Here is a 9406-nt window from a genome sequence, read left to right as displayed (position 1 = left end):
CCAACTTCAATGCTCGCCCGAAAAAAAGGATTTAGCGGTCATGCCGGAGAATTCTACTCTTGATTTTTCGGCAATCATGCCAAGCACCGCGTCAAAGCCCGGCTTCGGACCCTGATGACTAAGTATTTGGTCAGAATATTTGTCAAAGTCAAAAAAGTCGCTGGCCGCTTTCAACGAACCGACTACGTCAGGGGATAGACCAAGGAAGCCCAAATCCGGACCGTCCACTCCGTCTTGGCCGCCGGCCGACTTGGTATAAGTATCTTCCATCCGGAGTTTCGTTCGTTCCAACCCGCGAGAAAAAAATCGAACGATTCCAACGTCGCCATGCTTTGGTAGTGCCGACAGGACATGCGCCGCAGTCAATATTCCATGGTGCTTGCGAAACTTTACTAGCGTCCCCGATCCCGCTGGCAAAACATGTTCTATCCCATTTTGGATTCCAAGCTTGAGAAATCCCACAAGGTATTTGGAAAGACGTGACGTGGCAGCGTCGGTAAACGCCCGTTCTTGGGGAGTCGCTTCTCGTGAATCGGGCGGTTCCATTCCATATAGTGCCTCGCTCTAGCGCCTGAACGCCCGTACCTTCACCGTCACTTTGCCGATAGTGATTTCCTTATTCACCGAACGCCAAGCCTTTTCCGCCAATTCCTGCACGTTCAAAACGCTCATACCCTCCGGATAATCACGGTGACTTCGACGGCGCGATCATGCGGACGGTCCTTTATCATGATTGTGTCTTTGAAAATTGGCATTGCCCGTCAGCCGTCGCATGGCCAGAACAGGCGATCGCGAACGATCCAAACTTGGTATTCTTTCGGTGGCGAACCTTTTTTCTTGGAAAGGTTGCGTAAGGTGGCGGGGTAAATTGTATCCTTTTCTATATCCAAGGTTTCGTCCGCGCTGCCGTCAGTTTTCAAAACAAAGTTTGGACCGGCGGTTATAAGGAGCTCGGTTGGCTTGTCGAAACCGTCTGAGCACCACGTTTCTGAGGGTTGGGTAGGGTTCTCCGTCTTCTTGGCAGCGTCAGCACCAGCCGCACCGCATACTAGAACCATCAAGGCCAAGAGGCGGCGTTTCCACATTTCGGCATCCTTCTTCATTCGCGTTTCAATTCTTGCAGGATGAGCGCAATCGCATGACGTAGCTTTGGAAGCGTTTGCCCCGTCTTCCAAGTCTCGACGCGGACTGCCTCAATAGCCGCCTCTAGCTCGGCTTCGCGGCCGCCGTCTTTCTTGCCTGTCGTCGCCATAGACCCACAATCTGGCATAGCGGAGCAGGGCGGCCAAGTTGGTAGGCTTTCATCCATGTGACAGGGCGAGACGGCGTTAAATTCGGCGGCCGTGATTCATGCGTTCGACCTGTGCCCAAAAGCGTGCCCAAAACGCAATTGCCGCTTTTCGGCGGTTCTCACGTGTTTCACATATCAATTTGATTTTGAGGGAACTTAGTTAGCGGGCGCGTCAAAATTCTAGGCTGTCGCGTGCTCCTTGCCGATGAGCCATTTCTGCGTGTCCCAAGAGCCCCTGCCGCGCCGGCCGGCGACGCGCTCGATGCCGCCCTTGCGGCCGACATCCTGGGTGCGGAAGCTCTTGAACGCACGCCTGGGTCTGACCTCGATATGGAAGAACTGGCCACCGCCGCGCGCGCGGGGTTTTGCCCGTTTAGGCGTCGCCTTGCGTTTCGCTACTGCCATGATCGTGCTCCTTCAGGGCAAACCCCGGCAAAGTTGAAGACTTTGGCGACAAGGATTTGCTCCAGATCGATTTGGCGCGGTTCCTTATCGGCGAAGCGCATCCGCTTCGCCGGGAAACGCGCTCCTTTCTCCTTGATTTTCAATGGGTATCGGCGGCAATTGTTCCCGACGCTTGCGACCGCGAAGCGCCATGCCGTAAGGAAGCGCAAAACTTTTTTGACGGCGCTTCTTACCGCTCAAATTCGCGGCCGAATCGGCGTCCAATGAAGGATCATGTCGCTCTTGCTGGATAGAAGGGCAGCGCCCGTTACATCATCGCCTTTCCTGGGCGTCAGCCGGTCCGTCACCGGACGGTCCTGGCGTGCCCGATCCTTCTTGAGCCGCGATGCCCAGGCGATCGCGGAGAAGAACGATCTTCCCGAATTGCTGGGCCGTGTCCTGGCGGCGCGCTCCGTGGCGCTCGACGATGTCGAGACCTATCTCAATCCCACTTTGCGCCGGCTCATGCCGCAGCCCTCGGCGCTGCTGGATATGGAGAAGGGGGCCGACCGCCTGGCGCAGGCGATCATGGCGGGCGAGCGCATCGGCACGATCAGCGACTATGATGTCGACGGCGTGTCGTCTGCGGCACTCGTCACCCGCTTCCTCACCAGCGTCGGCGCCAGCAACACGGTTCACATTCCGGATCGGTTGACCGAGGGCTATGGACCGAGCCGGGCCGCCGTCCAGTCACTGAAGGAGCGCGGCACCGAGCTTCTGCTCACCCTCGATTGCGGCGTATTGGCGCATGATCCCCTCGCGGAAGCGCGGGCACTCGGCATGGATGTGGTCATCGTCGATCATCATCAGGCCGGCTTGACGCTGCCCGATGCGACCGCGGTCATCAATCCCAACCGCCAGGACGACATATCGGGCTTCGGCTATCTGTGCGCCTGCGGCGTCGCCATGATCCTGGTGAGCGTCGTCAATCGCATCCTGCGGCAGCGCGGCTGGTACGGGCCCGATCGGCCGGAGCCCAATATGCTGCAGTGGCTCGAGCTCGTGGCGCTGGCGACGGTGTGCGATGTCGTGCCCCTGACCGGTCTCAACCGCGCTTATGTGACGCAAGGCCTCAAGATCATGGCGCGCCGGGAGAATCCGGGGCTCGCCGCCCTTGCCGATGTGGCGCGGCTCAAACGAAGGCCCGATGCCTATGCGCTGGCTTTCCTCCTGGGGCCGCGCCTCAATGCGGCAGGCCGCATCGGCCATGCCAATCTCGCTTTCGAATTGCTGGTGAGCCAGGAGAGGGGACGCTGCTCGATCATCGCGGCCGAGCTCGAGCGGCTCAATCGCGAGCGCCAGGCGATCGAATTGAGCGTGCTCGACCAGGCGCTGCGCGAAGCCGATGCCGCCTTGGGGACGGCAAGGTCCAGTCCGGCGATCGTGGTCGCGGGCGAGGGCTGGCATCCGGGCGTGCTGGGCCTTGCCGCGGCGCGCCTCAAGGAGCGCTTCAACCTGCCGAGCATCGTCCTGGGCTTCGAGAAGGACGGGAGCCAGGCCTCAGGCTCCGGCCGCTCGATTGCCGGTGTCGATCTCGGCCACGCGGTGCGCGCGGCGCTTGATGCCGGCATCCTCATCAAGGGCGGCGGCCATGCCATGGCGGCGGGCCTCACCATCGAGCGGGCGCGCCTCGGCGACTTCCGAAGCTTCCTCGAGACGCATCTGGCCTATGCGCTGAAGCTCACCGGCGAGCGCTATCTCGATGTCGATGGCGCGCTGACCGCGTCGGGCGCGACACTCGACCTGATCGAGCTCGTCGAGCAGGCAGGGCCCTATGGCATGGGCAATCCGGCGCCCGTCTTCGTGCTGCCTGCGCATCGCGTCGTCTATGCCGACAGTGCCGGCAGCGATCATGTCCGCCTCACTCTGGCCGCGGCCGACGGGACGCGCATCAAGGCGGTGGCGTTCCGGGCGCTCGGCACCGATCTCGGCGAATTGCTGCTGACCGAGCGCCAGCATCCCTTGCACATTGCCGGCAGGCTGGTGGTCGACGATTGGGGTCGCGAACGCGTGCCCTCGCTCCATGTCGAAGATGTCGCACGGGTAGGATAGGGGATAGGCTGCATCTATGACCAATCTGATGACCTATAAGCGCTATCAGGCCCGCGTCGCATACGATGGCGAGGATGAGTGCTTCATTGGCCACCTGGCCGGAATCAAGGAAGTCGTGGGCTTTCACGCGACATCGGTGAGGGCTCTGAAGAGCGCCTTTCGCGACGCCGTGGATGACTATATCGAGACCTGCAAGAAGGTGGGAAAGCCGCCTGAGAAACCCTTTTCGGGCAAGGTCATGTTTCGCATAGCGCCGCAGGTTCATGCCGACGCCGTCCTCGCCGCGCAACTTGCGGGTAAGAGCTTGAATCAATGGGCGGAAGAGGTGTTACGGCAGGCGGCGAAAGGTAGTCCGAAAATGTAACGAGGCGGTGATTTCCCGCCTTGCGCTCCCGGGCGAAGCCCCTTATAGAGCCGCATCCCGCGCGCCCTTCGTCTATCGGTTAGGACGGCAGCCTTTCACGTTGCAAAGACGGGTTCGATTCCCGTAGGGCGCGCCAATAACACCAAAAACGACACAAAATTCATCTGAAGTCGGATCAACGATTAGGATCATGCGGCGTGGTGAGGCGCGCCCGTCCGGGAGGGCTTGGTGTATAATCGTTTTGTTCTGGGCTTGACGCTCGGAGCGGCTTTTGGCGGTCTACTCAGCAGTTTCATACTCACCCCGCCCATAGGCATCTTCATCGGCGCCATCATCGGCGTGTCCTGCGGCATGATCCTGCATGTCTGGATGATGTGAGTTCCAAGAGGAATTTCATTTGTTTGGCGATCTCGTACACAAGCGCATCGTCGTCACCGGCGGCGTGACCGGCATCGGTGGAGCGGCGAGCCACGCGCTGGCGAAAGCGGGCGCGAAGGTCTTCGCGCAATATCTGGGCGGCGGGAACGAAGCGGCGGCGTTCGAGCGCCAAGGCATCGCCACCCTCAAGCTCGACCTCCTCGAGCGCAAGGCGCCATGGACGCTCATCGCCGAGGCCGAGAAGCGCCTCGGCGGCATCGACGTCCTCATCAACAATGCCGGCGGCATGGTCGAGCGCCGCCAGATCGCCGAACTCGACGATGCGCTCTATGAGCGCGTGCTCGACCTCAATGTCCGCCAGCTCGTCGATTGCTGCCGCGCCGTCATCCCTATCTTCCAGAAGCAGCGTTCGGGCAACATCATCAATGTTTCCTCGATCGCGGCGCGCTCGGGCGGCTCGGCGGGATCGGGCATCTATGCCGGCAGCAAGGGCTTCGTCTCGGCGGTGACCAAGTCGATGGCGAAGGAGTTGGCGCCGAGCAACATCCGCGTCAACGCCGTGTCGCCGGGCACCATCCACACCGCTTTCCATGACCGGCATTCGACGCCGGACAAGCTCGAGGCGACCCGCCTGCAAATCCCTTTGGGCCGCCTCGGAACGGCCGAGGATTGCGCCGGCACCTTCGTCTATCTCGCGAGCGATGAGGCCTCGGGCTACGTCACCGGCCAGGTCATCGAGGTGAATGGCGGCTTGTTTATGGGCTGAATGCGGGATTGAACGAACTATCGCCAGCTTCCCCTCTCCCGTTGCGAAGCAATGGGAGAGGGTGCCCGAAGGGCGGGTGAGGGCTCTTCGCCTGCAAAGCGTATTGCTTTTGAAGTTCGCGCTTGCTTCACGAAAGAGCCCTCATCCGGCCTTCGGCCACCTTCTCCCACGCGTGCCGCGCGGGAGAAGGGGAACGTTGGAGAGTCCAGTGAAGTCCAACTGCCTTTCCCCGCGCTACCAGGTGCCGGTGTTCGGCATCGACGCCCAGGGCTCCTTGACGGGCTGCGCGCCATCCTTGTTCAGGATCTCGATCGAGATGCCGTCCGGCGTCTTGATGAAGGCCATGCGGCCGTCGCGCGGCGGGCGGTTGATGGTGATGCCGTTCTTCTGCAGCTTCTCGCAATAGCCATAGACGTCGTCGACCTCGATGGCGAGATGGCCGAAATTCCGTCCGCCGGTATAGGCCTCGGGATCCCAGTTGTAGGTGAGCTCGACCGGCGCATCGGGACTTTCGGGTGCCGCCACGAAAACCAGGGTGAAGCGGCCTTTCTCGTTCTTATAGCGGCGCTGCTCGACGAAGCCGAGTTTGTTGATGAAGAAATCGAGCGATTGGTCCAGATTGGATACGCGGATCATGGTGTGGAGATATTTGACCAAGGCCTTCTCCTTTGCTGATGGGGCGGACTGACGATGGATGATGACATAGACGAGCTTGCCCGAATGATCCAGTCCGCCAAACGCGCGGTCGTCTTCACGGGTGCGGGCATCTCGACCGAGTGCGGCATTCCCGATTTCCGCTCGCCGGGCGGGTTCTGGACCCGGTACAAGCCGATCGAGTTCAGCGCCTATCTTGCCTCTGAGGAAACGCGGCTCGAGGCCTGGCGCCGCTATTTCATGATCTATGACACGGTCTCGCATGCCGTGCCCGGACGCGGCCACAAGGTGATCGCGAAGCTTTATCATGAGGGCAAGGTCAGCCATGTCATCACGCAGAATATCGACGATCTGCACCGCGTCTCGGGCGTGCCGGAGGAGGCGATCATCGAGCTGCATGGCAATGGCTCCTATGCCAAGTGCCTGAGTTGCGGCGAGCGCTATGAGCTCGCCTGGGCGCGCGCCACGATCGAAAGCGAAAAGCGGCCACCTTATTGCGTGTCCTGCGCCGGCATCGTCAAGACGGCGACCATATCCTTCGGGCAGGCCATGCCGGACCAGGAGATGGCCGATGCCCGCGCCGCTACCTTCAACGCCGATCTCTTTCTCGCTCTCGGCTCGTCGCTGCAGGTTTTCCCGGCGGCGAATTTTCCCGTCATGGCCAAGAGCAATCGCGCCAGGCTGGTCATCATCAACCGCGAGCCGACCGGCCTCGATGCGCTCGCCGATCTCGTGGTTCAGGGTGAGCTCGGCGATGTTCTCGCCGCGACCGCCGAGCGTTTATGGCCTTGAGATCACGATCGCTTCACGCGCTGAAAACGAATCAGTTGAGGGGAATCTGCGCAAAACTCCGCTGTTTGCGGCGGAAAGACATGGACCCGGCCGAAATTTCCTCGTGGCTGTCTCTGCATGCCGCATGTTTCGGCAGCGTTGATGTGTTGCATCTGGCTTGAAGCGAATCGGCTTTTGTTTTCAGGGCTTTTTCGCATCGCGGACGCTGCGATCGAGGCGTGCTTCGCCGACGAATTCAATGTCTATCGCATGTTTTCCACATCTCTTGCAGGTACCCGCTCTGTACAATTGCAAAAGAGTCGATCAATCTAACCCACGGCAGCAAGGGGTTACGGCAGAGGGCTGCCACTAGTTCGGGTATGCGGTCATGGCGGTTAGCGGGCCCTTCGAGGCAGACAGGGAGCATGAGCATCAAGCTCCCGATGTGAATGTCAAAATCTTCCAGATCAGCGGATTCGTTAAGTGGTTCGATGTCGGCAGGGGATATGGCTTCATCATCCCCGATAACGGCATGCCGGACGTGCTCCTTCATTTGAGCTGCCTCAAACGCGATGGCTTCGAGGCGCCGCTCGAAGGGACGCGTGTCTTCTGCGAGGCGGTGGAGCGCCAGAAGGGCTACCAGGCGTTGCGTGTCCTCAATGTCGACACCTCGACCGCGATCCATCCGGTCGAAAGGCCGAGCCGCACCCATGTGAACGTATCGCCGTCGAGCGGCTGGGTCAGGGCGCGCGTCAAATGGTTCAACCGGGCGCGGGGCTTCGGCTTCGTGAGCGAAGGGGAGGGGTCTCCCGACATCTTCATCCATATGGAGACGCTGCGGAAAACCGCCATTGCCGAGCTTCATCCCGACCAGTGGATTTATGTGCGCTTCGGCTCAGGGCCCAAGGGCCAGATGGCGGCCGAGGTCCGGCTCACGCTCGACAGCGGGCCGCGTCACACCAACTAGCGTAATCGGTACGGGCGCGGCATACTCGAACGATGCGCGCCATCACCCTGGCTTTCCTGTTTGTCCTTGCGGCGGTCTCCATAGGCCGGGCGGAGACGTCCGAGTTGCCGACCGTTCCCCTCACCGTCGAGAGCAATGGCGGCAAGATGCGGACGGGCTTCACCGCCGAGCTTGCGGCGACGCCCGAGCACCGCGCCAAGGGGCTGATGTTCCGCACCGAGCTCGCCGAGGATCGCGGCATGCTGTTCGACTTCAAGCAGACCCGCAGCGTCTCCATGTGGATGAAGAACACACCGGTATCGCTCGACATGATCTTCTCGGACGACAAGGGGGTGGTTCTCTATGTCGCCCGCAACACGGTTCCCTATTCGGAGGACATCATCACCCCGGGCATGCCGGTCTATGCCGTGTTCGAGGTTAAGGCGGGGACCGCCTACCGGCTCAATATCCGGCCCGGGGACCGCCTGCTGAACCCCATTTTCGGCACCGGCGGCTGATCTCTTGCCCGAGAGGTGCGATTTCGCTATCCCCTGCGGGAGCAGGGCGCTTCCCGCCAAAGCCCGTCCCGGACTTGATCCGGGATTGCTCGACCCCGGATCAAGTCCGGGGCAAGCCTTGGCGATAAGGAAGCGCCTTGGAATACAGGTGGAAAACGGGGTGTAGCGCAGTCTGGTAGCGCACCTGCCTTGGGCGCAGGGGGTCGTCAGTTCGAATCTGGCCACCCCGACCACCGCCATCCTGCTTCGCGCCCAGCGGCGCTTCGCAGGATTAGTGGATTTCGTGCGCGGAGCAGGATGCCCTCCGAAGCTTTAGCGAAAGAGGGCCGCCTCAGCTCATAGGTGTGATAGGATAAAGGTGACGGCATGACCGCGAAGATCTACAGGCCCGCCCGCAATGCCATGCAGTCCGGCAAAGGCAAGGTCGATCTATGGCTGCTCGAATATGAGCCGGAGCTCAGGCTGACGGCCGATCCGCTCATGGGCTGGACCTCGTCCGCCGACATGAAGCAGCAGCTGCGCCTGACCTTCGAATCGAAGGAGCAGGCGATCGCTTATGCCGAGCGCAATGGCATCGCCTACTGGGTGGAGCCCGAGGCGCCGGCCAGAACGCAGCGCAAATCCTATGCCGACAATTTCCGATGGGGCCGCAACGAGCTTTGGACCCATTGACCGGCTGGCCCCGTAGCTCAGTTGGATAGAGCAACAGCCTTCTAAGCTGTGGGTCGGGAGTTCGAATCTCTCCGGGGTCGCCACCCTTCGCCCTGACGGGCTTCGGGTGGCAAGCCACGCCCTCTTGAGGGGCGAAGGGTGATCTCCCGAAGCTGCGAAGCAGCGCAGGGAGACTAGTGACGTTATTTGCTGCTGTGATTTGCCTTACCTACACGGGCTTCGGGGCGCCACCGTGTGGTACGTTTATTTCCTTCAGCTGAGCAATGGGGATATCTACGTCGGTTCAACCAACAATTTAAAACGACGTTTTTCGTCCCATCGGGCAGGATATGTCCATTCGACAAGGGCATATCTGCCTGTTGTGCTGAGATCCCATGTCGCCGTTGAAACGGAAGAACACGCGCGAGAGCTTGAGATTTATTTCAAATCCGCTTCGGGAAAGGCCGTTGCTCTCAAACGTCTGATCAGGAGGAACTAGCCACCCTACGCCCGCTTTGGGGCTTCGGGTGGCAGGCCACCTACGACGCATTGAGCTGGATCGAGGAGAAAA

14 protein-coding genes and 3 tRNA genes are annotated in these 9406 nt (G+C 60.7%); 12 read left to right on the top strand and 5 right to left on the bottom strand.

Features of this window, described 5'->3' with window-relative positions; all coding sequences use genetic code 11:
- Positions 1 to 6: 6 nt before the first annotated feature.
- The 4 genes from DS839_RS36290 to DS839_RS36285 form a co-directional block, all read right to left on the bottom strand.
- Positions 7 to 546 carry a hypothetical protein gene (locus DS839_RS36290; RefSeq protein ID WP_162918274.1) on the bottom strand — a complete coding sequence of 180 codons (540 nt, stop codon included), beginning with the start codon at positions 544 to 546 and terminating at the stop codon, positions 7 to 9.
- Positions 547 to 761: 215 nt separating this feature from the next.
- A complete protein-coding gene (locus DS839_RS03405; RefSeq protein WP_119268884.1) occupies positions 762 to 1103 on the bottom strand; it encodes a hypothetical protein in 342 nt (113 codons plus the stop codon).
- A gap of 368 nt (positions 1104 to 1471) precedes the next feature.
- Positions 1472 to 1696: a hypothetical protein gene (locus DS839_RS03400; RefSeq protein WP_119268883.1), complete on the bottom strand. Its 225-nt coding sequence runs from the start codon at positions 1694 to 1696 to the stop codon at positions 1472 to 1474.
- Between the two features lie 84 nt (positions 1697 to 1780).
- Positions 1781 to 1960 carry a hypothetical protein gene (locus DS839_RS36285; RefSeq protein ID WP_162918273.1) on the bottom strand — a complete coding sequence of 60 codons (180 nt, stop codon included), beginning with the start codon at positions 1958 to 1960 and terminating at the stop codon, positions 1781 to 1783.
- 9 nt (positions 1961 to 1969) lie between these two features.
- On the opposite strand from DS839_RS36285, the gene recJ reads away from it, so the two are divergent.
- The 5 genes from recJ (at position 1970) to DS839_RS03380 (ending at position 5295) form a co-directional block, all read left to right on the top strand.
- Positions 1970 to 3787, top strand: coding sequence for a single-stranded-DNA-specific exonuclease RecJ (gene recJ / locus DS839_RS03395; protein ID WP_119268882.1), 1818 nt, complete (start codon positions 1970 to 1972; stop codon positions 3785 to 3787).
- A gap of 16 nt (positions 3788 to 3803) precedes the next feature.
- The gene (locus DS839_RS03390) at positions 3804 to 4151 is read left to right on the top strand and encodes a type II toxin-antitoxin system HicB family antitoxin (protein WP_119268881.1); all 348 of its coding nucleotides are present in this window, start codon (positions 3804 to 3806) and stop codon (positions 4149 to 4151) included.
- A 61-nt stretch (positions 4152 to 4212) separates the two neighbouring features.
- Positions 4213 to 4287, top strand: a tRNA-Glu gene (locus tag DS839_RS03385).
- A gap of 92 nt (positions 4288 to 4379) precedes the next feature.
- On the top strand, positions 4380 to 4529 hold the full coding sequence (locus DS839_RS36280; protein WP_162918272.1) for a hypothetical protein: 150 nt from the start codon (positions 4380 to 4382) through the stop codon (positions 4527 to 4529).
- Positions 4530 to 4548: 19 nt separating this feature from the next.
- On the top strand, positions 4549 to 5295 hold the full coding sequence (locus DS839_RS03380) for an SDR family NAD(P)-dependent oxidoreductase (RefSeq protein ID WP_368911117.1): 747 nt from the start codon (positions 4549 to 4551) through the stop codon (positions 5293 to 5295).
- Between the two features lie 234 nt (positions 5296 to 5529).
- On the opposite strand, the gene DS839_RS03375 is transcribed toward DS839_RS03380, so the two are convergent.
- Entirely contained in the window at positions 5530 to 5931 is a 402-nt protein-coding gene (locus tag DS839_RS03375; RefSeq protein ID WP_119269366.1) for a VOC family protein, read from the bottom strand.
- 54 nt (positions 5932 to 5985) lie between these two features.
- On the opposite strand from DS839_RS03375, the gene DS839_RS03370 reads away from it, so the two are divergent.
- The 7 genes from DS839_RS03370 to DS839_RS03340 all read left to right on the top strand — a co-directional run bounded on the left by DS839_RS03370 (position 5986) and on the right by DS839_RS03340 (position 9334).
- Positions 5986 to 6741, top strand: coding sequence for an SIR2 family NAD-dependent protein deacylase (locus tag DS839_RS03370; RefSeq protein ID WP_368911116.1), 756 nt, complete (start codon positions 5986 to 5988; stop codon positions 6739 to 6741).
- A 367-nt stretch (positions 6742 to 7108) separates the two neighbouring features.
- The gene (locus tag DS839_RS03365; protein ID WP_119268880.1) at positions 7109 to 7687 is read left to right on the top strand and encodes a cold-shock protein; all 579 of its coding nucleotides are present in this window, start codon (positions 7109 to 7111) and stop codon (positions 7685 to 7687) included.
- Positions 7688 to 7719: 32 nt separating this feature from the next.
- A complete protein-coding gene (locus DS839_RS03360) occupies positions 7720 to 8184 on the top strand; it encodes a DUF192 domain-containing protein (protein WP_119268879.1) in 465 nt (154 codons plus the stop codon).
- Between the two features lie 156 nt (positions 8185 to 8340).
- A tRNA-Pro gene (locus DS839_RS03355) sits at positions 8341 to 8417 on the top strand.
- Between the two features lie 133 nt (positions 8418 to 8550).
- Complete coding sequence (locus DS839_RS03350; RefSeq protein WP_119268878.1) at positions 8551 to 8856, top strand: ETC complex I subunit; 306 nt, start codon at positions 8551 to 8553, stop codon at positions 8854 to 8856.
- A gap of 6 nt (positions 8857 to 8862) precedes the next feature.
- A tRNA-Arg gene (locus DS839_RS03345) sits at positions 8863 to 8939 on the top strand.
- A 149-nt stretch (positions 8940 to 9088) separates the two neighbouring features.
- Entirely contained in the window at positions 9089 to 9334 is a 246-nt protein-coding gene (locus DS839_RS03340) for a GIY-YIG nuclease family protein (RefSeq protein WP_119269364.1), read from the top strand.
- Positions 9335 to 9406: the final 72 nt, after the last annotated feature.

Source organism: Taklimakanibacter deserti, assembly GCA_003574785.1.
This window is presented reverse-complemented; position numbering and strand designations above follow the sequence as displayed.

Excerpts from the sequence above, each read along its gene's own strand:
- DS839_RS03375 (WP_119269366.1), bottom strand. The coding sequence starts at position 5,931 with ATGATCCGCGTATCCAATCTGGACCAATCGCTCGATTTCTTCATCAAC.
- DS839_RS03370 (WP_368911116.1), top strand. The coding sequence starts at position 5,986 with ATGGATGATGACATAGACGAGCTTGCCCGAATGATCCAGTCCGCCAAA.
- recJ (WP_119268882.1), top strand. The coding sequence starts at position 1,970 with ATGTCGCTCTTGCTGGATAGAAGGGCAGCGCCCGTTACATCATCGCCT.
- DS839_RS36290 (WP_162918274.1), bottom strand. The coding sequence starts at position 546 with ATGGAACCGCCCGATTCACGAGAAGCGACTCCCCAAGAACGGGCGTTT.
- DS839_RS03405 (WP_119268884.1), bottom strand. The coding sequence starts at position 1,103 with ATGAAGAAGGATGCCGAAATGTGGAAACGCCGCCTCTTGGCCTTGATG.
- DS839_RS03390 (WP_119268881.1), top strand. The coding sequence starts at position 3,804 with ATGACCAATCTGATGACCTATAAGCGCTATCAGGCCCGCGTCGCATAC.
- DS839_RS03400 (WP_119268883.1), bottom strand. The coding sequence starts at position 1,696 with ATGGCAGTAGCGAAACGCAAGGCGACGCCTAAACGGGCAAAACCCCGC.
- DS839_RS03350 (WP_119268878.1), top strand. The coding sequence starts at position 8,551 with ATGACCGCGAAGATCTACAGGCCCGCCCGCAATGCCATGCAGTCCGGC.
- DS839_RS03360 (WP_119268879.1), top strand. The coding sequence starts at position 7,720 with ATGCGCGCCATCACCCTGGCTTTCCTGTTTGTCCTTGCGGCGGTCTCC.
- DS839_RS03365 (WP_119268880.1), top strand. The coding sequence starts at position 7,109 with ATGGCGGTTAGCGGGCCCTTCGAGGCAGACAGGGAGCATGAGCATCAA.